Source organism: Lacimicrobium alkaliphilum, assembly GCF_001466725.1.
Lineage (GTDB): Bacteria > Pseudomonadota > Gammaproteobacteria > Enterobacterales > Alteromonadaceae > Lacimicrobium > Lacimicrobium alkaliphilum_B.
On the sequence record NZ_CP013650.1, the window covers coordinates 1,064,124 to 1,088,950 of the forward strand.

The window sequence follows — 24,827 nt, forward strand, 5'->3', positions numbered from 1 at the left end:
CTATGAATAAACTCTCCTCTTACGCCCCTGCTGATAAATTGGCCAGTGAGCTGCAACAACAGCTTCAGGGGCAGGCTGACTGGCTCAAGCCGGAAGCTTTACTGGATGGTATAAAGAACAGAACCGCCTGGCAGCCCTATCATGCCTTACCTGAGCTGAAGCAAACTCTGGGAAAACTGGAGTCAGACCGGCCAGAACTATTGGGAGTGTTATTACAGTTCTTACTGATGCGCCTGATTGCGGACTTCAGCTCTGCGAATCTCACTTTGAATCTCACAGATGACATCGCTGAGCTGTACCAGCAAAGTTTTGCCCGTATTCTCGGCCAGCCGAAGCCGGAAAAGGCCGATGACAGCTATTACAAAGATCTGGCGCTGGTCAGTGGTGTGCTGTTTCCGGCGGGAGAGAGGGTCGTCGAGCCCTTTTCAGTATTGCAGCGCAGCCTGATGTTTAATGCCGGGGTAACGCAAAGCCTGCAGTTTATAAAATCCGGCTTGTTGGCTGGTGGCTATAAGCCCGTATTCAGATTACACGTGCATCTGGCCGAGCAAAGCCGCTTAAGTGAGCAAAGCTGGTGGCAGACCTGCCAGCGCCTGGCCCGGATGCTTGAGGTTAACCCTGATATCAGAGGCATAGTAGGTTCCAGCTGGTATTATGATCCACAGGTACCGGCCATCAGCCCCCATCTGGGATTTATCAATAAATTGTTGGCAGAGAACGGCGCATACTGGTTTTTTTCTCATATCGAGGGTAGTAACAGCGGGGCCTTTGCCACTTCCCAGACCCGTAAACAGGCATTTGAAGCAGGCAAATATCTGCCCAGAAATTATGTGGTGTTCTGGCCCCGAAACCGGGTATTGAACTGGTACCAGCAAGTAAAGAATAGCCAAACAGAGGCAGGTGTATGAAAACCCTGATTTTCAGGTTAAGCAAAATATTGGGATTGTTTTATCTGGCCCGCAAACTGACCGCAGATAAGACCCGCATTCTCTGTTATCACGGTATTTCGGTGGACGATGAACACAAATTTCGTCCTGGCCTGTTTATGCAAAAGTCCACCTTTGCCCGGCGTATGCAACTGCTTAAAAAGTGGAAGTTTACTTCCATCAATCTGGATGACTACGTTGCTCAGAGAGAGCAGGGCCAGGTGCAGAAAGATTCGCTGATTATCACTATAGATGATGGCTGGCAGGCAATTCTTGACGGCATGTGGCCCGAAATTAAAGCCTGCCAGTTTCAGGCTACCCTCTATCTTTCCAGTTACTTTATTCAGCATCGCCGGCCGGTATTTAAAGTCGCGGTCTTTTACCTGTTCTGGAAGCACAACAGGCCATTTAAACCGGCGCAGGATAGCTGCCTTGAAGAATATCGGGCGCAGGAGCTGGATGCAGCGAAGTTGCTGGAGGTTGTAAAGCAACTGGGTTCAGACTATGAGCAGCCGGTTTTAAAAGAATTATGTGCTTATTTTGGTGAATCAATCGAGGCATGGCAGCAAAGTGGCAAGTTTATGTTTTTATCACCACAGCAGGTGTCAGAGCTGCATAAACAAGGCCTGGCGATTGAACTGCATACCCACAAGCACCGTTTCTCTGAAGTAGGTTTAGAAGAGGCCCGACAAGAGCTGGAGCGTAATCATCAGGCCATTGTTGAAATGACAGGCAAGCAGCCCAAGCACTTTTGCTATCCCCGGGGGGAGTTCCGTGAAGAGCAGTTAAAAGTACTGAGCGATATGGGCATTCAGTCTGCCACTACTACCGACAATGAGCTGTGTTCAATTAAACACCATACCTACAAATTGCCCCGTATTATGGACAACGACAATATCAGCGAACTGGAATTCGAAGCAGAGATCAGTGGCTTTATGACTCTGTTACGCGGGCTTGGCCGAAGAGGGCAGTCATGAGCTCACTCTTTTCCCGGCTTCGCGCGCTGTTTTATATGCTCAATAAAGAAGCACAGCTGGCCGGTATCAGTAAAACCAGCATGTACCGGCAGACTCTGCAGTTCTGCCTTAAGACCGGCCTGGGGCCACGCTATTTTGTAGTCGCCGGCATGGCCCGCCAGGGATTTGAGGAACAGGACAAGTGGCAGCATATTTCTGCCAAAGACTATTATGCGGCGCTAAAGGTACTGAATCCGCCCCAATACCGCAAACTGACTCAGAGTAAGCTCTCTGAAAAGGCGCTGTATAAGCTGATGCATATTCCCACCCCTGAGCTGTTTGGCTATTTTCATCCCTATAAAGGCTTTGATAACACAGGTCAGCCGCTGACCGATGCCGCACAGCTTGAGACTCTGATGAGTGCGCATACCGATAGTACTTTGTGTATCAAACCCATAGAGGGTTGGGGCGGTGCCGGAGTAATGGCGGGCAGAATTCTGCTGGATGATAACGAGCAGCAGCCGGTGTTTCAGCCCTTGCATTCCAAGCAGCAGATGAATGCCAGAGAACTGATAAACAGCTGCAAAGGCAAAGCGGCCAACGCTGAATTTGTACTTGAGGCCTATATTCAACAATCTGAACAGTTTATGGCGATGAACCCCGATAGTGTGAACACCTTGCGAATCTGGGTTCTGGAAAGCTCTCCCGGGCAGGCCCAGGTGATTGGGGCGTACTTAAGAGTGGGCAGAGCAGGCTCTGCCATTGATAACGCCTCAGCAGGGGGGATTATGTGCCCGGTAAGACTTGTCGATGGCAAAGTTGAGCCAGGGCTGACCAAATATACCCCTCATAGAGATGATATTACTCAACACCCTGATCATAATGCGCAACTGGCAGGCATGACTCTGGAGCACTGGCAGGAGATTAAAAGCTTTGCCTGTAAGGTACTGCTTAGATTACCCTATACTCGTTTTGCCGGACTGGATGTGACCATGACAGCACAAGGACCGGTATTAGTTGAAACTAACGTGGCGCCGGATAAAGACGGTGCTGCTCATGCAAATATCCCCTCTATCAGGCTCAGGGAGGCAGCTGAGAAATCTTATGTTTAACAGTATTCGTCGCGCGATAAGACTTTCCCGTGAGCGCAGCAGGGAAGATAACGCCCAGCCCTTCTCCCGCCAGTTATGGGAAATGGCCCGGTTGCAACTTACCACCAAGCTGGGGCCGGGGAATTATCATAAATACCGGCTGTGGCAGAAAGACATCCCCTGGGAGGAGAAGAAAGGCTATTGGCATGATCAGAAGTATTATGAGTTTCTGAATCGGGTTAATCCATACAAATACCGGATTGTGGCTCGGCACAAAGTTCTGGCTAAAGCGCTGTTGCAATTTTATGGAATTGCCGATGCGGATTACCATGGTTACCTGAGCCAGTCAGGTGGTTTTAGTGCGACAGGACAGCCGGTTAAATCCGCAAAGGATCTTGAGTCTTTGCTCGCAGGCAAACCTGAACTTAGCAAGGTTTGCTTCAAATTGGTTGAGGGCTCCGAGGGTATAGGATTTTTCGCTGTGGAGATAAGCCGGGATAATGGCATACTGCTTAACAAGCTGGGTGACAGCCAGACATTCTCTGTGGCCGATTTTCTCGATAAGGAACTTAAACTGCCACTAGGTAATGAATACATTATTGAATCCTATCTTGAGCAGCATCCGGATCTGGCACAGTTTAATCCCAGTAGTCTGAACACTATGCGTGCATGGGTAACCCGCACGGCATCGGGAGAAGTAGATGTTGTGGGTGTGTACCTTCGTGTAGGCCGTTCAGGGAAACTGGTCGATAACGTTTCTTCAGGCGGTTTCGTCGTGACCATGGACAATGACAGCTTTAAAACAGGGTTTGGAATTCTGAAAAATCAGGATGGTGCGGCGACCGACAGTCATCCTGATTCAGGCTTTAAACTGGCTGGGGTACAAGTGCCATTTAAACAAGAAACCCTGAAGCTATGTAAAGATGTAATAAGTATCCTGCCATCGACACAGTTTGTGGGGTTGGATATTGCGTTTACGCCACATGGCCCCGCCATTGTCGAATTTAACTTAGCTCCCTCACCGCAAGGGGCTGGTTCTTTGTTAAAAAGTCATAAAGAGTTATTTGCTGATTTATTGTAGCTAATGACCTTCCAGCATGCGCCGGACTCTTTCACCTTTTTTGAGGTTGGCATAACGGCGCATAAAGTCACGCATAGTCCGATCCATCAACGCCGTTTCATGTATTTGCAGAAACTCTGTACCGCCGATATCGTTAAGCTCCAGTATAACCGGCCCTTCCTCTCCCATAATGACATCCCAGTGCAATATGTTCATGGTGCTGATGACGCTTGAAGCGTGCTTGATCTCGGTTAGCAGTTTGTCCCAGTGTGGAATAGTAAAGTCTTCAAAGCGCTTACCCGTAGTGGGGTGAGTTTCAGAGTACTTTGCGAAGGGCCAGAAGCCATTGATGGCAACAGATACGGAACCATTCTCTGGATCTATTCTGCAAACCAGATTACCACTTTTGCCTTTGCTGAAATTGTCATTGGTATTTCCTGGCATGACGACTTTCCACACTGCACTGTGCACTATGGGGTTGTGTTCATCATTCAGCACCATTACGCGCAGCCCGGAAGGCACAACCGTGCCTGTAAACTCATTAATTGCCGGATGCTGACTGACGACATCCTGAAACAGATAGCCCATTCTGCGTCGGTACAACCTGGTATCCGGATTGTTGATCGTGAGTTTAATAAATTCATCAAAGGTAAAGGTTTTACCGTCTTTGGTGATGACCTTGTCAGTGTCCTGATCATAGCTCTCTACATAGTATCCCCCGATACCCTGTTGGCAGAGCACAGGTTTAACAAACATCGGCTCTTTTCGCGATGCCATCATGTCTTTAACCTGATCAATCTGATTCATTTTAACGGGAATAAAATCGGCAAGGGGGCCTGCAGGTTTAAAAACACCCACCAAATGGACCGTTGGAAGTTTGAACACTTCACAAACCTGCGCAAAAAGAAGTTTGTCCCATGACACTGTCACCCCTGTTCTGACATTCAGGCTTCGGTTGAAAGGCTCTATGTATCCGGATCCCAGTGTATTGGAGTATCGTTCTGATCCGCGTTCTGCTGTATAAATGCGATACTTGTAATAATCCCAGACATCACAACAGGGATTCAGCCGGTACAACTGAATAATATCCAGAATTTGTGTGGTTATGCTTTTATTGTGGGCTCTTTTTACTTCCTGAGCCTGGCGATAAAGGCTTTTCAACTTGAATATATAGTTGTTCATACTCGCTAAAATCCCTGCGTTGATAAATATACCGCTTAGTAGAAGTAAGCTATCAGTTTAAACGACGTTACTTTACTGTATTCAATAACACAGGCAACAGAATATTCCCTGATAAACCGAAATTGAAAAAAATTGAGCGCAGAGTGCGTAAATTATGTGGTTTCTGCCAGAGGCAGTATCTATACTTCCTGCACCTTAAAGGAGCATTAAGAGAACAGATGTATGGGCAAGAAGCTCAGCTTTTCATCATGGTCCGGAGAGCGCAGAATCGCCTTGATTTCCTCCGCCCTTAGACAAATCGCTAAAATCGAACTGGCAGCACATCCCAGAAAAATAGTTGCTATTACCGGAAGTGTAGGAAAGACCACCACAAAAGAATATGTAGCCTTAGTCCTGAGTGAGGGCTTCAATGTCAGAGCCACCTCAGGTAACGCTAATAGTCGCACAGGTGTCCCATCCACTATTATCAACAGGCCCAATGTCAAAAGCTATATAGCCTTGACTAAGGCTTTGCTTGTAACTGCTTACGGCCTCTTTTCCCGCAATAAAAAAGAGCAGTATCTGGTGCTTGAGGTGGGGGCAATGCTGCCCGATCAAATAAGAAAGCAAGTTACCGCTTTTACTCCCAATATCTCTATTGTCACTTCTGTCGCACCTGGTCATCTGGAAACGCTCGGTAGCATTGAAGCCGTAGCTGAAGAAAAAAGTCGTATTGTTTCTGCTTTGCCTGAGAATGGTGTAGCAATCCTGTGTGCGGATGACAGCCGGGTCCGGGAGATGCAGGCCTTGCATCCGGGTAAGACGCTTTTATTCGGCTTTGAAGAAAAAGCCAATGTGCATATGCAGATAGTTACTCAATCCTCAGAGGGCATCGAGGCGTTGTTATCTGATCCCGAAGGGCAGGTGCAGATGCATTTTCCTTATGTGACTAACCGTTATCACTTATACAGTGTTATGGCGGCCTGGTGTGCAGGTCTTGTGGCCGGAGTAGACAGAGCAAAGATGCAGGCTGTGCTGCAAAATGTGCAGCCCAGACCAAACCGGGGAACGATCCAGAATGGCTCCTCCAATACTTTAATTCTGAACGATGCCTTTAACGCCAATCCGCTCTCGGTTAAGGCGGCACTGGAGACTTTTGCTTCGGTAGCGACCGATCGGCGCAGAGTTGTAGTACTAAGCGATATGCTCGAGTTGGGAGAGCAAAGTGAAGCCTTGCACTATGAGACAGGCAAACAGGCCGGCGCGGTAGCCAGTCAGTTTATTGCCTGTGGCGAATACGCCGATGCTTATATCAGAGGGTTCAAAGAGGTTCAGCCAGAAGGCAAGAGCTTTTGTTGTGAGGGTGTTGACCAGGCAGAAGAGGTTCTGAACAGGCTGTTACAGGCAGACGATGCGATACTCTTTAAAGGCTCCCATGGTACAAATCTTTATCAGTTAGCCAGTAAAATTTCGTTGAGATTTAGTGCTTCTGAACAAAGCTCATAAAATATAACACTGCAGCGCTGGTGCGCTGCAGTGTTAAAGGGGAGCAATTCGCCTATAGCTCAATATCCAGTCTTGGCCAGGTATCAGGGTCTGCTGATTCCTTGCTGTGGAAATTATGGGTACGGCCGTCGCGCATTTTCAGCAGAATGCCGAGGTTTTCCACGTCATCCAGCCAGCCACGTACTGTCCAGGTGATATCGATTTTTACTGGCTCGGTGGAGTTGGTGTCGGGCAGATCAATTAACGCCCTCGGCTCATCACCGTGTAAATCACCGTTTTTGTCCAGCCAGTCACCAATTTCACGTACCCATTTGCGTTTGGCACTGCGGTCGGCATAGTCGCGGCTGGCCTGATCCTCATGCCAGTCTTTAGCAACCAGGTGTAATTCCGCCTGAGAGCTGCCGTACTGAGCTTTTGGGGTCAGTGTCAGCGTTGCTTTTTGGACCCTGACTCTGTCGGTACCTAACAATTCCACCGGGAACTTGAGCAGTATATTGCGCCCGCCTGATAGCGACAGCTGGCTGCTTTGCCCCAGTGATTTAAAGGTGGAGCTGGCCAGATAGGTATCCGATGAAGGGTAAAGGGTTATCTTGCTCTTATCCTCACGAATATCCGGCACGTCAACGCTCAGTGGTTCTGATGGTGCCGACATAAAGCCTTTGCTGTTGACCGCCTGCACTCTATATTCCAGCGTGACGCCCGGCACCAGGTTCTGCACCGTCAGATAGGGTTCGGTTACTTCATCCAACAACACATTGTTTAAAAGTACCCTGTACGTTTCGATATCTTCCTGCTCAGGGGCTTCGTCCCATTCCAGTTTTAAAAAGGTATCGGTCAGTTCTGTCACCTGTAAACCCGATGGGCGGGTTATATTGCTATCGGTCCGGTCTTCTTCAATGGGGTTGCCGTTGACCAACACCGTTGCCTGACGGGCTACTTTGCCGCCGTTGCCTTCACAATCCAGTCTCAGAGTGCCGGACTCGGTAAAGGGACCAATAACTTCCTCGCCCTGGGTATTTTTGTGTCCTTCCCAGATACCGCTGGCCTGGCAACTTTGCGCATTCTCGCTCGACCATGCCACGGTAACAGGTTCATTTTCGGTGGGCTGTTCAGGCGTTACAGTCAGGGTCATAGTCGGGGGCAGCTCTGTAGAGCTGTCCACCCCGCCAATGGGCTGATCCAGTGCTATGACCATCTGATCCAGGTACACATGGGAGGTACTGCAGTTGCCGTCCAGGCCACCTTTAAAGATATTGAACCAGGCCAGGCGATTGTGCAGGAAGTCATGACCCTCATTACGGAAAATCATATTGGTTTTTTCATAGCTCAGCTGGCCATTGACCCAGCCACGGATTACACCATCGGCCTGCCCTGGGGTATTCATACCCACCTGCATCTCAATCTGATACCAGATTCCACGTTCCAGCACGCCGCCGTCGCCCTTGCCGCAGAACAGATTACCGGGCTTGCTGTCACATTCTCCGGCTTTGGCCTGACTCCAGTCATCACCATCCCAGTGGGCCGCACTGCCGGTACTGCCTGGCTGTAGCGGGTGATAAAGGTATGAGCCTAAACGCATAGCTGCTTCCGGCTTGGTGGCGCAGGCTTCACCGTCATTACTCTCACAGTTACGATAATTCAGGCGCATAGACCAACAGTTAATACCATCGCCCGAGGCACCGCCATTACCGCACTGACCAACGGGGTCAGCCCAGGTGCGCACATCGGCAAGGCCCGGAAATTTACCGCCTGCACCTGAGATATCGCCGTTGGCTTTGCACATATTGATATCCCAGTCATCGCTTAACTTGAGGTAGTAGCGCATATACAGGTTATCAGGGGCAAGGTTGGCATTTTTCAGGGGCCAGAAAGCGCTGAGGGACCAGTTTTTGTCTTTCTCCATTTTCACTTTCAGGCATTTACCATCGATACAGTTTTCGTCAGTAAGTTCGGCATAAGCTACTGAGCTTTCCCTCATCGGGCGTGGATCGTCCACTACCGGGTCGCGAAGGTATTTGCCTGTTTGCCACCAGTTCTCATCTTCCCAGGGTTCGCAAAATACAATATCGCCCCGTTCAGAGAGGCGAGGCTCTTTTGAACAATCTCCCAGGCGCATTTTCGCCTGACTGGCAGGCAGAGTGATATTCCTGGGAGCAGAGAGCGGGCTGAGGTTGCCAGCCGAATCAAAGGCCTGCACCTGAACCTTCAAGGTTTCACCCGGTTCGTAGGCCATGGATTTATATTCTGTACCAAGTTGCTCGGCAACCTGCTTATCGTTAACCATCACCTTATAGCCGGCTACACCAAAATTATCCTCACTGGGTTGCCATGTTACCGACACCGCACCGGGATAGGGATGCTCTATGCTAAAATTAGCCGGGGTGGTGGGAGCCTCGGTGTCTTCTCCCTCTGGTAATTTCAACAGGTAGGCATTTTGTACCGGGCTGTGTACCAAAACAAAGCTGTCGATGGATTCCAGATGGGCGAAACGGCCAAAAGTGCCTTTGCTTGCCTGAGGCCCGGGATCGTTTGACAGGGCCAGGCTTTGCCAGGACATATCTTCAGAATTAAAGCGATACAGCTTGCCATTGCCGGGCCAGGCATAAAAGTGGCCGTCTTTGCTGTTATAAGTCAGGCCCGGTGCATCATGTTTTTTAATAAAATCGGCATCACCTTTAAGTGGCGCAGCAATGCGCCGGTACCCAGACTCTTCGGTCAGCTCATAGATATATTGCTGACCGTCACCGATAATTAAAAACAGCCGGTTAACAGGATCAATCGCACCATTTAAGCCCAGGCCGAGACTGCCACTGTTGTTGAGCTGCTTATATGTGCCACCATCAGGGTGATACTCATAGCTATATAGTGCCTGCCTGTTATGTAAAAAGACCTTGCCCGTTTGGCTGTCATAGGCGGATACCACACCATTGCTGGGAGGGGGAACATCACCTTGAGAATTGTCAAGAGACCATGTGTTTGTCGAAGGGTTGAACAGCCAGGTCAAATTGTCCAGCAATGGTGAGAAACGTCCAGCCAGACCACCTGAAAAAGCCCATAGTAGCCCGGGCTCCTGAATAAAAGAGACTCCATCATAAGTGTGACGTGAGTTGGGCTGGGTGCCATTAAATGGCTCTAATTCGCTTTGAGCGGGTTTAGAATCTGGATCGGCTTTCAAGCCAGGCTCAGTCAACCTTTGCATAGTTTGATTTATCGAATCTAAGACATAGAGCTCATTGCCATAGTAGTCGACATGGCCACCACCCCAGATATACATCTTGCCTGTTGCAGGATCCAGATCACCACCACTCCAGGCATAAATGACATTTTTGCAATAGTAGCTAAAGCTATAGTCATAAAGCCCATTGGGCGGACAATAATCCTCCAGTTTGGTATTGGCTATAGGCTGCCAGCCAAATTCATCTTCCTGCGCTGATAAGGTACCGCTGAACATAAGTGATAAACTGCTAAGGCCGATAAGAAGAGGCCGGAGAATCGGTTCCATAAATGGCTCCAAAAAGGTGAATACTCTGAGATACAGACTAACGGTTTGACTAACCCGTGACAATAACGCTAAACGCTATGAGTATAGAAGAAGATAAGTTTAAAATCTTGATGTATGGGTGGTCTAAACCACCGGTATAATTTAGTATCCTACTCTTATTACGTGGGGAAGCGAGATTTAGATGAAATTCTGCTATGGCCGGTTCAGTCTGTTAGTTTTACCTTTGCTGTTAATATCCACTATGGTCAGTGCTTCCTGTTTCGATATGGAATGGAAGCGGGGTAAGCCTTTTGATTACTATGCGCCAGAAACCAGAGCTGACACAGGAACGTATCGGGGGGGGTTATTGTACTTGGTGGAGAACCGCCACTTCACTCCTGAAATCCGAAGTCTGACAAAAGGCACATCAGCTCGCCAGCCTGGTGATATTCTCTTTGTGCTGAACTCTATACCCAACCATCCTGCGGCGCTGGATGCGTACTCCCGTTATGAAAAACGTTATAACGAATCTGAGCTTTTCAAAAATAGAATGGACACCCGTAAGCCGGTGTATCCCGCAGATTGCTTTTTTGAACGTGCTGACAGAGTTTTCCCCGGAAATGGTCAGACTATGGCGGTGTGGGGTATTCATGAATATCGTTATGGACGGCTCGATAAGGCCAGAGAAAGGCTTGAACGGGCAGTGGCATTGCAGCCCGATAATGTCGAAGCCCATTACAATCTGGGACTGGTTTATGCGGATCTTAAAGATATCACCCAGGCCAAAAAGCATGCTGAAATAGCCTACCAGGCAGGTTATCCCCTGCCGGGTTTGCATAATAAGATCGCCGAACTGGAAAATAACTAAAAGGAAACAGGGTTTGCATACGAAATTATTGATTTCGGGGGGCTGTTTGCGCCCCAATGGTTTTGAACTGGGTGAAGGCAAGTATTACGGTAAGGCATCATTGGTCTCACTGGATCTTCAATCCGGACAGTTTGAGCAGATACTTAGCAAATCAGATGGTGGCGCCCATTATCCGGCAGAGCATCCTAACCAGCAATATACTGCAGCCTGTCTTGATGGTGACACGCTTTGGTTACCCACAGATACAGAAGTGTTGCAGTATCAGTTACCAGATCTGAAACAACTAAACTGCTTTTCTCACCCTTGCTTCCATAATATTCACTCGGTGCATGTGTTTGGTGATGAGCTGGCGGTCACCTCCACTGGTCTGGATAATGTGGTGATGCTGGATAAAACCAGCGGTGAAATCAAGCGTATTATGAATACTCAGGGGAAAGATCCCTGGCATCGTTTTGACCCTGATACCGATTACCGGCTGGTGCATTCGACGCGGCCTCACGACAGCCATCCGAACTATGTATTTAAACTTAATAACAAACTCTGGGTTACCCGTTGTACTCAGGAAGATGCGGTATGTCTGGATGATGTGAGTCAGAAAATCGACATTACCGGCAATGACAATATCAGTGTTCACGATGGCCTGTGGTGGAAGGGTAAGCTGGTATTTACCAGAGTGGATGGTTTATTGGTTATCTGCGACCCCGAAACGGGGAAAGTGACGGAGAATCACGATCCTTTTGCGGCCCACAGAAACAGGCCTATAGGGTGGTGCAGAGGTCTGTATATTGATGAAGATATGTTTTATATCGGCTATTCCCGTTTGCGTAAGACTAATCTTAAATCCAAGCTCAAGTTTTTGTCTCAGGGTAACTTCAAGTATGGCTCCGGCAATAATTCTCTGGTGGTGGCGTACAATATGAAAACCAAAAAGGTTGAGCAGGTTTTCGAGAGCCCGGAAGGCATGATCGACGCCATCTACGGCATCCTGCCCTGGCGGTATTGATACAATACCGCCATTCCGGCATGTTTTTAGCCGGAATCTTTGTTATGCATGTACAGATCAGAAGTTAGTTCACACGGCATTGGTTGAGAGATCCTGACGTTCGTCAGGATGACGAGCAAGGAAAGAAAGACGGGTTTCAGGGTGATCACGGATGTCAGGTTACAGGCTGACAGAATATTCGACCTGTAGGTTGGACTTTAGTCCAACAAAACAAGGCAGAAAGTAGGGTCAGAGTAAACTTAGTCATCAAAACAGATTGGCTCTGATCACGTCGGTTTTTAATTAAGTTTACTCTGACCCCACTTTTTGTATCATGGTGCTGTTTTATCAGGCAAAAAGGTTAAGGAAAGCAAGCAATTATGTGGAAACTGGAAAGCAGCTCAGAACCGGCACAGAATCACACCGCAAGCCAGCGTATTGAGGTAACCCGCACAGGCGATAAAGCCTGCAGGCTTACCCTGGTTGCCGAGCATGGTTTATCGGTAGCTGAAAATGATCAGCACCTGGTCTGTGTGCTGGGCAGATTGCGCCCCTATAACCAGGATTACGGCCTTGAACAGCCGGCTCAGTGGTTGCTGGAATGCCTGGCCGAAAAAGGCGCTGATTTCTATGCGGCTATTGCTGGCTTCTTCGCGCTGGTGATACTGGATAAACAAACCGGTGCCCTGCGGCTGGTGACCGACCATGTAGGCAGTGTGCCGGTGTATCTTGCCCAACACGCAGAACAGTATTGGGTTACCGATTCCCTTAAGTTGATTGAGCCTGATCTGAAGGGTGAGAGTCTGGAGCTTAACCCTCAGGCACTGTTTAATTATTGTTTCTATCATTGCATCCCTGCTTCGCGATCCATTTATCGCAGTGCCCAGAAACTCAAACCCGGCACCGAGCTGTGTGTGCAGGTATCGGGTGAAATGCAGGAATCCAATCTGTATCAACCCGACTACATCTATTCTGAGCAAAGTACAGAGGCTTTGATGGCTCAGTGCCGCGAGGTGATTGAACTTGCTGTTAAGCGCAATATTGCGCCAAAATCTGCCGCCTTTTTAAGCGGTGGGCTGGACAGTTCTACGGTGGCTGGGATGTTTGCCAAACACCAGCCCGGGGCTCCCACTATTTCTATTGGTTTTGATGCCAAGGGCTATGATGAAACCGAGTACGCAAAAATAACCGCAGAAAAGTTTAATACCAGCCATCAGGTGCACTACCTGCAGCCGCAGGAAATCGTAGATAATTTTGTTGAAGTGGCTGGCTATTACGATGAGCCTTTTGGTAACTCATCGGCTATGGCGGCCTATATCTGCGCTAAAGTGGCAAAAGAAAGTGGCACCGAAGTGATGCTGGCCGGTGATGGTGGCGATGAGCTGTTTGGCGGCAATGAACGCTATGCCAAGCAGAAGGTATTCGAAGCCTATTCCCAGGTGCCAGGGGTATTACAAAAGCCGCTGGAGATGCTACTCAATACCCCTCTTGGTAAGCTGCCGGTACTGAAAAAAGGTCTCAGCTATGTGGATCAGGCCAATATTCCGCTGCCGGATCGTATGGATACCTACAACTTCCTGAATCGTTTTGATCTGAAAACCATGTTCCGGGAAGACTTTCTGGCCAGCATTGATACCGAGGAGCCCGCCAAAGCCAAGCGTGATCGTTACCAGCAATGTCGCTGTGATGACCCTGTTGAGCAGATGATGTATCTGGACTGGAAATTCACTCTGGCAGACAACGATCTGGTTAAGGTCTCCAGAATGTGCCGCAAAGCCGGTGTGGAAGTGCGTTATCCGCTGCTGGAAAAAGAAGTGGTGGATTTCAGCTGTACTGTGCCGGCCAGCGTTAAATTGCCCGGTAACAGACTGAGAGATTTTTATAAAAATACCTTCCGTGGTTTTCTGGCAGATGAAACCCTGAGTAAATCCAAACATGGCTTCGGGCTGCCATTTGGGGTGTGGATGAAAGAACAACCCACCTTACAGAAAATCACCAATGACAGTCTTAAGCGGCTGCGGGAACGGGAGATTTTCCGCCCTGAATTTATTGATACAGCCTTAAGCACCTACCAATCCGGCCATGCCAGTTATTATGGCGAGTTGATCTGGATTATGGTGGTGCTGGAATTGTGGCTGACCAGCAGGGGGCTTTGATAATGCTGGGCTATGGGTTGTCATTGCTGGGCAAGCTGTTGGGCCGGGGTAAGCTCTCCATACTGATTTATCATCAGGTGCTGGCCGAATTTGACCCCATGCGCCCCTATGAGCCGACGGCACAAACCTTTGACTGGCAGATGGCATTATTGGCCCGGTACTTTACGCCCATTTCTTTGGATCAGGCATTGCAGGGCCTTAAGAATAATAACCTGCCAGCCAATGCAGTATGTGTCACCTTCGATGACGGTTATCTGAATAATCTGACCGTGGCTCAGCCTATTTTAGAAAAATATGCCATTCCTGCCACGGTATATGTGGCGACCGCCTTCAGTGAAGGCGTGAATATGTGGAATGACAGGGTGATTTATCTGTTTGCCGATAAGACGCGCACAGCGCTGCAACTGGATGGTGAACAGGTCACCCTCGGTGACTGGGAGCAGCGCAGAGAACTTGCAGGCCAATGGCTGAAGAAACTTAAATATCTGCCTGTTAAACAGCGTTTAGAAAAAGTCATTGCCTTGTATCAGGAGAACTCCCTCAGTGAGCAATCACCCCTGATGATGACACCGCAGCAGGTCAGAGAACTGTCTGATAAGGGCGTAACCATAGGTGCGCATACTGTTAACCACCCGATTCTGAAAGTGTTATCCGCCGAAGAGCAACAGCAGGAAATCACCACAAGTAAGGCACAACTTCAGGACTGGACGGCTAAGCCGGTAGAGCATTTTGCCTATCCGAATGGAGTGGTGGGAACGGATCTGGATGAGCATACGGTGGAGTATGTTAAGCGGGCCGGTTTTCAGTCAGCCGTGGTCACCAATTGGGGCACATCAGACAACGCCACATCACCCTGGATGTTGCAGCGCTTTACGCCATGGGACAGAACCCCGGCGCGTTTTCATCTGCGCCTTGCCCGTAACCAGGCCGGAATATAATCACAGTGCAATTCTTACCTCCCCTGGCTGATGCAAGTGATTTTCCTGCCCCGCAAATCCGGGCATTACCTGCTGATAAAGAGCAAACTGCTGCCTTGCCGACAGAGCAGATTAGGGGTCAGAAGCGATTACTTTATGTTAAGGCCCGCCATGCCTTATACCATATCGCCGGGGCCGCACAGCAAACCAGAGTCTGGCTGCCCGCCTACCATTGTCCGGCATTAGTGGAGCCATTTCTTGCTGCAGGTAAAACGGTGCTGTTTTATTCACTGAACGCTGATCTGACGCCAGATATGGACTCGCTTTGTCAGGAACTGAACCCCGGGGAGATGGTGGTGGCGGTGCGCTATTTTGGCTTCGATTGTGGAGTTGAAGAACTTGCAGAACTTTGCCGGGAAAAGGATTGCATGTTAGTCGAGGATCTGGCCCATGCAGCACTTGCCACAGAGCTATACGGTGAGCTGGCCGTTACCAGCCTGGTGAAGTTTTATCCAGTCAGCGGTGGGGCTGAATTATGGCTGCCACAAAAAAGTACATATAAGGCTCAGATAGAGAAGCAGTATGCTGGCTTACCAGGGCCATTTGCACAGCGGTTAAAAGAGCTTTTTATAAAGTTGAGCAATAAGGTTTTCGGGGCGGGAAAAAGTAGTTACCGCTATTTCGATGCAAGCGCCATCAGTCGTTGTTTAAACCAGGAAGAACGGCAATATCTGGCCTGCAGACCCGCAATTCAGGTTAGTGAAAAGCGAAGGCAGCATTACCAAAGCCTTGCTGTGCTACTGCAGGGTTCCAGTTGGGGGAGGGTGTTATTCGGGCAATTACCTGAGCATGTGAGCCCTTACGTATTGCCCTTTTTGCTCAATGACGAAGCTGGTTTTGCTCATTTGCGGAAAAATGGTATTCAGATATACCGCTGGGAAGAAATGGTCAGTGGGCAATGTGATGTCAGCCTGGACTACCGGCAGCGGCTGGTTCAGTTGCCCTGCCATCAGGATCTCACTCAACAGCAATTACAGACTATTGCGGAGGTGTTGCGTTGAAACCACAAAGCAATGCCATTTACTGGCGGTTATACACACCGGAGCAATATCCGGGGGAGCTTTGGCAGCACTGGCAGACACTGAATCTTAAGTTTCACCAGGGTAATAAAATGCTCAGTGCGGAGTTTGTTGAATTGCTGGTGAAGTATTTCAGCGACACACTATATATTGCCGCCGGTTATTCTGAACCCAACAATCGTCATTCTGAACTTGATTCAGAATCTTTACATCCGGTAGTCAAAGGCGCTGAAGTTGATTCAGAATCTTTAAATCAGGAAGTCAAAGGAGCCGGGCTTGATTCAGAATCTGCTGGCAGTAACCACCACCCCGAACCCATTGCTCTGGCACTACTGGAAAGGGCAGGAAAGGGCCGCTGGCAGGTGTTTAAGCCCAGTCAGGCTCAGGTCGGATTATTGCTGATGGAGCCAGGGCGGGATCCATCCCTGAAGCAACTGGTAAAACAATTGCCGGGGCTGGTCACCAGAGTGGATTTTTATGGCCTTGATCCGTTGGAACATCAGGGCCTGATAGACAATCTCGCCGCCGAAGCTCAGTGCTACGCCACCAATATCAGAGTGGCGCTTAGTGATGACTTTGAGCAATATTGGGCTCAGCGTCCCAAAAATCTGAGAAAGAACATTAATCGTTATATTAACCGTGTGTCCAGAGAGTTGGGGGATACAAGATTGGTGTATGCGACAGAGGTTGAGGAAGTCCGCGTTGCAACACAACGATACGGCATGCTCGAATCACAAGGCTGGAAGGGTTATGAAGGTACGGCTCTGCACCCAAGCAATGAACAGGGGCAGTTTTATCAGACTCTGATGGCTGATCTTGCCGCTAAAAACCAGGCTATGGTGGTGGAAATGTATTTGCAGGAGAGACTGCTGGCATCCAGACTCTGTTGCATGAGTGACAATACACTGATTATTCTGAAAACCACCTTCGATGAGTCAATGAAAAAATATGCTTTTGGGCGACTGCTGCTGCATGAGCTGATTAGCCATTGCTTTAATCTTAAGGGACTCGAATATATCGATTTCTACACTAATGCTACCAGTGATCAAATGGACTGGTGCACAGATTCCCGCCCCATGTATAACGCCAGTTATTATCCAGTGAATATTGCCGGGCAGTTATTGAAATCTGCGGTACGGCTGAAGAAGCGTATTAATGGCTGAGTCAGACCTGTTCAAAACAGCAAATAAGCAATGCCTGCAGAGCTATGAGGAGCTTCAGCCGCTGATCACGGAAGAGGACGGCCCCTCGCGGATACCGGTATTTCTTCGTCCTGCCTGGTTCAGATTGTTTGAACAGCATATCAATGAAGCCAGCAAGTCACAGTGGTTGTATGCAGATCGACAGGACGAATCTCCGTTGATTTTGCCGCTGCTTGGCAGAACTGAACAAAAGTGGGGCACCAGGATCACTTATCTTAATGGTATGAGTAACTTCTATTCGCCCATGTTCGATACCTTAGGTGGAAACGGAGCTGATAGTGACTATCAGCAGCTACTGGAGACAGAGGCCGGACTGCTTGCAAACACCGACTGCGTAAACTTTTTACCCCTGATAGATAAGCAGGCAAAAGCCTGGGCGTCAGCATTTAAGCGGCTGGACTTTCGCAGCCATATCTATCATCACTCTGTGAACTGGTTTCATGAGGATATCCGCGATCTCGATCATTACTGGTCTCTGCGTCCGAGTCGCCTGCGTAATACCCTGAAACGTAAAAAAGATAAATTGGATAAAATCGGCGGTTATGAAACCAGGATGCTTTGCACAGGCAGCAGAGAAGAGTTGATCCAGGGGCTGATTGATTATCATCAGGTGTACTACCATAGCTGGAAAAAAACCGAACCCTGGCCTGCATTTATCGATGCCATTGCCGAATACCAGTGGCAACAAGGCGAATTGCGTCTGGGCCTGATGTATCACCAACAGCAGCCAGTAGCGGCGCAGCTTTGGTTTATCAATGGTGATACAGCGTATATTTATAAACTCGCTCACCGGACAGATTATACCCCCCAGAGCGTGGGTACCGTGCTTAGCGCACAGATGTTTGAACAGGCCATAGAGCATGACAAAGTCAGCCGCATAGACTTTCTGACCGGAGATGATCATTACAAGCAGGACTGGATGCAGCAAAGTCAGCCGCTATATGGAATTCAGGCCTGTAACAGCCGGACCATGGCCGGGAGAGCGTTAGCAACCATCAATATTCTCTCGCGCATGAGAAAAGTGGCACCAGTCAAATAGAACACTTTGAGACCAAACAACGGATGGAAACACTAATACTATGATTTCTGGTCATTTTATCCCCTCATCAGCAGGTAAGGTGCTGTTGACCCTTACCGGTACGCTGCCAGCGAAGCAGGCGATTTTGTGCCTGCCGCCGTTATTTGAGGAAATGAACCTCGCAAGAGCAGTGATGGCAAAACAGGCGCAGTATTTTGCTGCTCAGGGCTTGCCTGTATGCCTGCTGGATTATTCAGGCACCGGCGATAGCGAAGGGGAGATTGATCAGGTCAGTACTGATATCTGGCTGCAGGATATCATTGCCGCAGGTCAGTGGTTGCTGGCTCAGGGCGTTGAACAGGTTAGCTTGTGGGGCGTGCGTTTTGGCGCACTGATGCAATTACACTTTCAGCAGCCGTTACATCAGGCACTGCCGGTGAAAAACCAGTTGCTGTGGAAGCCGGTGACCGGTGGTAAATTACTGGCCAGCCAGTTTCTGCGTCTGAAACAAGCCAATAGCATGATGCAGGGCAACGCCGAGAAGGTAAACTGGCGGCAGCGGATAAAGGAAGGTGAAACCGTTGAAGTCGCCGGATACCCGCTAAATGAAACATTGCTGGCTTCTATTGAACAGCTTAAAGCAGAGACGGACGCACAGTCACCTGTTACCTGGCTGGAACTGGGCACAGATAAGCTCACTCCGGTGATAGCGCGTTTAACCGCAGAGTGGCCCGAAGAGAGCTTGCCGATTCAGGCGGTTCCTTGCCCGGCGTTCTGGCAGATCCCGGAAACCTTCGATGTTCCATCTTTGTACCCGATGAGTTTAAAAGGAGTGCAGGGCTAATGGAAAAAGCCATCAGTTTTGAGCTTAATGATCAGCAGCTTTTGGGTATTGTCCATCAGCCACATGAATGCCGTTCAACCGGCGTATTGCTTGTGGTTGGGGGGCCTCAGTATCGGGTGGGCAGTCACCGTCAGTTTGTGCAGTTATCCAGAGCGTTGGCCTCGCAGGGCATTGCCTCACTGCGTTTTGATTACCGGGGTATGGGTGACAGTGAAGGTGAAAAGCAATCCTTTGAAGCAATTTGTGATGATATCAAAGTGGCTGCTGATGCCTTTTGTGCTCAAACCGGTTTAACTCAGCTGGTGATCTGGGGCCTGTGTGATGCGGCCTCTGCGGCAATGATGTACGCCCACAAAGACAACAGAGTTAAGGGGCTGGTACTGCTCAATCCCTGGCTTCGCAGCGAAGCGGCTATGGGCAAGACTATGGTCAGGCATTATTATTTACAGCGGCTGTTATCAAAGGATTTCTGGAAGAAACTGCTCGGCGGCAAGGTAAACCTTGGGGGCAGCATTAAAGACGCCAAAGGCTTTGTGCAGGACTCCATGGCGACAGGCGATCAACAACAGGGCAGTTATCAGCAGCGGATGCAAGCAGGCATTGGCAAGTTTGACGGGCCAATATGTCTGATTTTAAGCGGGGTAGATCTCACCGCCAGGGAATTTGAACAACAGGCAGTGGGTAGCAAGGGCTGGCCCGCCATTAACGGTGACAAATGCCAGATTCACCGGCTGGAACAAGCCGACCATACCTTTTCCGCCTCAGAGTTTAAACGGGAAGTGGAAAAGCTTACCTACGCTTTTGTCTGTAGCCTGTTGAATAAGAAGTAATTAGTATATCTGAAAATCAGTACCTGACAGCCACATGAAAAAGGACTAATCCATGCTGTTTAATTCCCCGGAATTTTTGTTTGCCTTCTTACCTCTGACATTACTGGCGTTTTTCTTCTGTGCCAGGCGGTGGGGAAATGAGGCGGCGATAGGTGTACTGGTTGTTTGCTCTTTGTTCTTCTATTCCTGGTGGAATCCGGTCTACCTATTGCTGTTGCTGTTCTCCATGGTGTTTAACTTTAAGCTAGGTCAGCGGCTCGGTAACTCTGGCAGTAAAACCTTACTGACAGTGGGTGTGGCGGTTAATCTGGCATTAATTGCTTACTATAAGTACGCCGGATTTATTGTTTTTAATATCAATGCCACTTTTGATACGTCCTGGGATCTGGGGCAAATACTGTTGCCTCTGGCTATTTCCTTTTTTACCTTCCAACAAATTGCCTATCTGGTGGACTCCTATAAGGGGATCACCAGAGAGTATTCATTTATTCACTATGCACTGTTTGTGTGCTTTTTCCCTCAGCTGATTGCCGGCCCTATCGTTCATCATAAAGAGATGCTGCCTCAGTTTATGCGCAACGAGCGGTATCGCTTCGAGGTGAACCACTTTGTGGTTGGGATCAGTATCTTCGCTATTGGTTTGTTCAAGAAGACCGTGCTTGCTGACGGTGTTGCTGTCTATGCTAATCCTGTTTTTGCGCAGGTAGATGCGGGGCAGACAGTGGATTTCTTCACTGCCTGGGGTGGCGCGCTGGCCTATACCTTTCAGTTGTACTTTGATTTTTCCGGCTATTCAGACATGGCAATCGGCCTGGCAAGAATGTTTGGCATCATATTGCCCCTTAACTTTTACTCGCCATATAAATCGGCCAGTATCTCTGAGTTCTGGCGGCGCTGGCATATTACCCTGTCGCGCTTTCTCAGAGACTATATCTATATTCCGCTGGGTGGGAACCGAAAGGGCGAAACAAAGCGCTACACAAACTTGTTTATTACCATGCTGTTAGGCGGCTTGTGGCACGGAGCTGGCTGGAATTTTGTGATATGGGGTGCGTTACACGGATTCTATCTTGCTATCAATCATGGCTGGCAGCGAGTGACCGCTAACTTTTCTGAGGGGGTCCGTAAGGCGGGTTTTTACGTTTTTGTCTCCTGGATGCTGACTATGTTATGCGTTGTTATTGGCTGGGTATTTTTCAGGGCCGTAACCTTAGATGGCGCAACCGGTATGTTGCAAAGCATGGCGGGTATGAATGGAGTCGCTATACCCAATGGCATAGCGGTCAGGCTTGGGTTAACCGATCTGCTTTATTCCCTGGGCATTTCAACGCCAAATGGTGGAGGAGAGATCTTTATGAAGACCTGGCTGTGGAACGTCGTATTGCTGTTTGCAGTAGTTTTGCTGCCTAATGTTCAGGATTTATTTGCCCGTTATCAGGGGTCTCTGAGCTCATTGTGTTACGCGAGATCGGCAACCTTCTGGCCACTGATGTCAGTTATGCAAGGAAATGGCTTCAGAGTGACCTGGTATTGGGCTGCTGCAACAGGAGCGATGGCGGCGCTGGCGGTACTGACACTTTCGCAGGTCAGTGAATTTTTGTACTTCCAGTTCTGAGGACTATCGATGAGGTATATTCTGGTTTTTGCGCTTTCGTTCTCGTTTGTTTTGGCTTCTATAGGGGTAATCAATTGGGTCATTGATCCTTTCGGAATGTACTGGTCGCCGGTTTATCAGGGCGTTAATGCGACTAAGCCTGAGGCCGGGAACCGCTCAAGGGTTTCTAAAGCCTATCGCAGTGTTGAAGCGGCGCCGCAGGTGTTACTGCTGGGAAACTCCAGAATTGAGATGGGGATAGATCCTGAACATGAATTATTTAATACCAGGCAGGTTTACAATTTGGGTATGCCAGGTGCGAGCTTGTCGATGCAACTGGACTATGGACTGAATGTCATTCATGCCAATAAAACGGTGAAAGAGGTGGTTCTGAGTGTGGATTTTCTGGACTTCCTGTCGACGAAATCGTCGAACCCGCCATCTTCTGCAAAGGCTGACTATAACAGCCGATTACCTTATCTGAGTTCAGAGAATAGCGAGCAGACGGAATGGTTTATGCTGAAGGAAAAGATGGCAATGACCTTATCTCTGGATGCGCTCTCTGCGACCATCAGAACCCTTTTTTCGCAAGACTCTCAGGTCAGCAGCATAACCTCAAAGGGATTTAATACGGCCCAGGAGTATCGTCAGATTGTACGTCTGGAAGGCGTTATCCCATTGTTTAACCAGAAGTTAGATGAGATTGAGCAGCGGCTCGATCAGGAAAATCTGGTATTTGAGCCAGAAAATGAACAAGGGTACTCAAAAGAATTTTCGAAGCTGCATACTTTTATCAGCGCTCTGAATGATGCTGACATCAGCCTGACTATTTTTACCAGCCCTTATCATTACTCTTACCTTCAGGTGCTGTCAGAAAAAGGCTACTGGCAGGACTTTATGAAATGGAAAACTTACCTTGCAGCTTTGAAAAGCCATAACGAATCAATAGATATCTGGGATTTTAGTGGGTTTAGTCAGTTCTCTCTGGAGCCGGTGCCTGTATCTACGCCACACCAGGAAATGGATTTTTATTGGGAGCCCGCACACTATAAATCAGAGGTGGGGGATTTAATATTACAGCGCATGAAAACCGGAGAGCCTGATAACTTTGGTCATCCTTTGAACGAACAAACTATCGAGACAATAATCCGGGCGAATAACGAAGGGTTGCTACGATCACAGGCGCAATGGGATAAACTGAAATCAGGACTTGGAAGATAGCCCATACCTGAACAGGTATGGGCTTTATACCAAATGGTATTAGGTTTACAGACGATACCGGATACCCGCTCTGGCCTGGCGGCCCGGGTCGACAAAGCCTACCGATTGTTCGAAGTCTTTATCCAGCAGGTTATCCAGATTCAGGCTCAGGCTGAGGTTGTCACTCAGATGCCAGCGGGCCGCTAAGGCCACTTCGGTGTAACCGTTCATCAGGATCTCACCTGTGGGCACGGAGCTGTCGTAGAACTCGCCACGGGAGTCGGCAGAGAGCGTGATGCTCAGATTATCCAGCTGTGCATTAAGCTGAATACCCCCGGACCATTTCGGACGGCGGCGCAGGTGGCTGTCGGTGTCTTTGACATCGATATCCAGATACGCAAAATCCAGACTGGCGCTGAGCCACTCGTTCAGTTGCCCGCTGCCGCGCCATTCAACGCCGGAGGTGTGCACTTCTGAGCGATTCACATTGGTAAAGAGTTCGGCATCGAAATCGACCAGATCTTCAAACTTGTTGTAGAACAGGTTCATCTGCACGCTGTAACCGCTTTGCCCCTGCACGCGGATGCCGATTTCGCTGTTCTCGCTCAGCTCAGGTTTCAGCTCAGGATTTCCTACCAGTGGGTGGGCCAGGGCGAAGAAACTCGGTAATTTATACCCTTCGCTGTAGCTTGCATGTAATTGCGTTTGTTGATTGAGTTGCCAGGCCAGATTCAGCCTTGATGATAACTCGTTGTCGAAATCTTTTGGTGCATCAAAGCGCAGGCCCAGTTCCAGGGTCAGGTCATCCAGTCGTTTACTGGTTTCCATAAAGGCACTGTAGTTCTCCTGCTCCAGTCTGAAGTTGACCGGCATGGGAAAACCAAAATCCAGAGTGCCACGGTTTTCACCTGTGGCCTTTTTGCCACTGGCACCGCCGAGCACCGACCAGCTATCAGATAACTGCCAGTTAAGGTAGATTTCGCCATCCAGCTTGCGGTAATCAGATTCAATCATACTGGCCGGAATACCGTCGATAACCCCGGGGGCAATGCCCGGATTATCGGTCTGTTCTTCGGTACGGGTCCAGGAAATCCGGCTGGTCCATTTAAGGGTATCGCTGCTGTCAAACTGGCTGAGCCAGCTGGCCAGCGCGTGTTTGCTGTCACGGCGCTCCGCTTCTCTGGGAAAGGCAAGAATCTCGCCGCCGCTGTCTTCGGCAAAGGCCAGCCTGTCTGTACTGCTTGCGCTTAACAGCAACTGATGTTCGCTGTTTTTGGTATCGGCACCGAGTTTCAGCAGCGCCTGTTGATGCTGTATCTCGGCAAAATCTGAGCTTTGCTGCTGATTGGCTGACAAGCTCAGTAATGCGCTTAGATCCTGGTTACTCTGAGTTGACAGGGTCAGGTTGCCGCGCTGTTGTTTGTCGCTGCCCGCTTCCACGCTGAGGCTGTTACCGGCACTTTGACGGGTAATAAAGTGGATCACCCCGCTGACAGCCTCACCACCGTAGATGGCGCTGGTGCCACCGCGATAGACATCAATGCGTTCAATCACTGCCGGGTCGAGCTGGCTGAAATCAAAACCGCCCCCACTGCTGTTGGTGGGATCATTGACCGTCACGCCGTCGATCATCACCAGGGTGAAATTAGATTCTCCGCCACGAATGGCAATATGAGAGCGGCCGGCCACACCATCAGTTGAAATCAGCAGGTTGGGGATCTGTTTGAGCAGGTCGAGAGTATCCTGGGGGTTAATCCGCTCAATTTCGGCCCGGCTCATGCTGGTACTGGTTTGCAACTGATTTTGTTGCAGCCGGGTGCCGGTCACGGTTAGGGATTCAATGTTGTCTCCTTGACGCTGACTGGCGAAGGTATCAGAGCTCAGGCCGATCAGGCCGAGTGCGCCGAAAGTCAGAGGTAAAAGGGTTAATTTCACCGGTTACTCCTTTGGTTTTTA

The 24,827-nt window shown here is 49.2% G+C and carries 19 protein-coding genes; 16 read left to right on the plus strand and 3 right to left on the minus strand.

Annotation, left to right across the window (positions count from 1 at the left end; translation table 11 throughout):
• Positions 1-2: 2 nt before the first annotated feature.
• The 4 genes from AT746_RS04820 to AT746_RS04835 are packed head-to-tail and all read left to right on the plus strand — an operon-like array spanning position 3 to position 4,054.
• The gene (locus AT746_RS04820) at positions 3-908 is read left to right on the plus strand and encodes a hypothetical protein (protein ID WP_062477202.1); all 906 of its coding nucleotides are present in this window, start codon (positions 3-5) and stop codon (positions 906-908) included.
• Complete coding sequence (locus AT746_RS04825) at positions 905-1,903, plus strand: polysaccharide deacetylase family protein (protein WP_062477205.1); 999 nt, start codon at positions 905-907, stop codon at positions 1,901-1,903. Before AT746_RS04820 ends, AT746_RS04825 begins: the two co-directional genes overlap by 4 nt.
• The gene (locus tag AT746_RS04830) at positions 1,900-2,994 is read left to right on the plus strand and encodes a sugar-transfer associated ATP-grasp domain-containing protein (protein ID WP_062477209.1); all 1,095 of its coding nucleotides are present in this window, start codon (positions 1,900-1,902) and stop codon (positions 2,992-2,994) included. The genes AT746_RS04825 and AT746_RS04830 overlap by 4 nt, the downstream gene beginning before the upstream one ends.
• Entirely contained in the window at positions 2,987-4,054 is a 1,068-nt protein-coding gene (locus AT746_RS04835) for a sugar-transfer associated ATP-grasp domain-containing protein (RefSeq protein ID WP_062477212.1), read from the plus strand. Before AT746_RS04830 ends, AT746_RS04835 begins: the two co-directional genes overlap by 8 nt.
• On the opposite strand, the gene AT746_RS04840 is transcribed toward AT746_RS04835, so the two are convergent.
• Positions 4,055-5,215 carry a sugar-transfer associated ATP-grasp domain-containing protein gene (locus tag AT746_RS04840; protein WP_062477215.1) on the minus strand — a complete coding sequence of 387 codons (1,161 nt, stop codon included), beginning with the start codon at positions 5,213-5,215 and terminating at the stop codon, positions 4,055-4,057. It lies immediately after the preceding gene.
• A 222-nt stretch (positions 5,216-5,437) separates the two neighbouring features.
• Between AT746_RS04840 and AT746_RS04845 the strand changes: the two genes are divergently transcribed.
• Positions 5,438-6,700 carry a UDP-N-acetylmuramoyl-tripeptide--D-alanyl-D-alanine ligase gene (locus AT746_RS04845; RefSeq protein WP_062477219.1) on the plus strand — a complete coding sequence of 421 codons (1,263 nt, stop codon included), beginning with the start codon at positions 5,438-5,440 and terminating at the stop codon, positions 6,698-6,700.
• Between the two features lie 52 nt (positions 6,701-6,752).
• Here the strand turns inward: AT746_RS04845 and AT746_RS04850 are convergent, their stop codons facing one another.
• The gene (locus AT746_RS04850; RefSeq protein ID WP_062477223.1) at positions 6,753-10,202 is read right to left on the minus strand and encodes a fibronectin type III domain-containing protein; all 3,450 of its coding nucleotides are present in this window, start codon (positions 10,200-10,202) and stop codon (positions 6,753-6,755) included.
• Positions 10,203-10,383: 181 nt separating this feature from the next.
• Between AT746_RS04850 and AT746_RS04855 the strand changes: the two genes are divergently transcribed.
• The 11 genes from AT746_RS04855 (at position 10,384) to AT746_RS04905 (ending at position 22,892) form a co-directional block, all read left to right on the plus strand.
• A complete protein-coding gene (locus AT746_RS04855) occupies positions 10,384-11,049 on the plus strand; it encodes a tetratricopeptide repeat protein (protein WP_062477227.1) in 666 nt (221 codons plus the stop codon).
• 13 nt (positions 11,050-11,062) lie between these two features.
• Positions 11,063-12,052 (plus strand): hypothetical protein, encoded by a 990-nt coding sequence (locus tag AT746_RS04860; RefSeq protein WP_062477230.1) that lies wholly within the window; start codon positions 11,063-11,065, stop codon positions 12,050-12,052.
• Between the two features lie 359 nt (positions 12,053-12,411).
• Positions 12,412-14,187, plus strand: a complete 1,776-nt coding sequence (locus AT746_RS04865) for an asparagine synthetase B family protein (RefSeq protein WP_082633156.1) — start codon at positions 12,412-12,414, stop codon at positions 14,185-14,187.
• Positions 14,163-15,125: a polysaccharide deacetylase family protein gene (locus AT746_RS04870; RefSeq protein WP_231731018.1), complete on the plus strand. Its 963-nt coding sequence runs from the start codon at positions 14,163-14,165 to the stop codon at positions 15,123-15,125. Before AT746_RS04865 ends, AT746_RS04870 begins: the two co-directional genes overlap by 25 nt.
• A gap of 5 nt (positions 15,126-15,130) precedes the next feature.
• A complete protein-coding gene (locus tag AT746_RS04875; protein WP_062477237.1) occupies positions 15,131-16,165 on the plus strand; it encodes a DegT/DnrJ/EryC1/StrS family aminotransferase in 1,035 nt (344 codons plus the stop codon).
• Entirely contained in the window at positions 16,162-17,346 is a 1,185-nt protein-coding gene (locus AT746_RS04880; protein WP_062477239.1) for a GNAT family N-acetyltransferase, read from the plus strand. The genes AT746_RS04875 and AT746_RS04880 overlap by 4 nt, the downstream gene beginning before the upstream one ends.
• Positions 17,339-18,424 (plus strand): GNAT family N-acetyltransferase, encoded by a 1,086-nt coding sequence (locus tag AT746_RS04885; protein WP_062477241.1) that lies wholly within the window; start codon positions 17,339-17,341, stop codon positions 18,422-18,424. The genes AT746_RS04880 and AT746_RS04885 overlap by 8 nt, the downstream gene beginning before the upstream one ends.
• 40 nt (positions 18,425-18,464) lie before the next feature.
• Entirely contained in the window at positions 18,465-19,247 is a 783-nt protein-coding gene (locus AT746_RS04890; protein ID WP_062477243.1) for a hypothetical protein, read from the plus strand.
• Positions 19,247-20,077 (plus strand): hydrolase 1, exosortase A system-associated, encoded by an 831-nt coding sequence (locus tag AT746_RS04895; protein ID WP_062477246.1) that lies wholly within the window; start codon positions 19,247-19,249, stop codon positions 20,075-20,077. Before AT746_RS04890 ends, AT746_RS04895 begins: the two co-directional genes overlap by 1 nt.
• Positions 20,078-20,129: 52 nt before the next feature.
• Positions 20,130-21,692, plus strand: a complete 1,563-nt coding sequence (locus AT746_RS04900; protein ID WP_062477250.1) for an MBOAT family O-acyltransferase — start codon at positions 20,130-20,132, stop codon at positions 21,690-21,692.
• Positions 21,693-21,701: 9 nt separating this feature from the next.
• A complete protein-coding gene (locus tag AT746_RS04905; protein ID WP_062477253.1) occupies positions 21,702-22,892 on the plus strand; it encodes a hypothetical protein in 1,191 nt (396 codons plus the stop codon).
• Positions 22,893-22,937: 45 nt separating this feature from the next.
• Here AT746_RS04905 and AT746_RS04910 read toward each other — a convergent pair whose 3' ends face one another.
• Positions 22,938-24,806 (minus strand): TonB-dependent receptor plug domain-containing protein, encoded by a 1,869-nt coding sequence (locus AT746_RS04910; RefSeq protein ID WP_062477256.1) that lies wholly within the window; start codon positions 24,804-24,806, stop codon positions 22,938-22,940.
• Between the last annotated feature and the right edge of the window lie 21 nt (positions 24,807-24,827).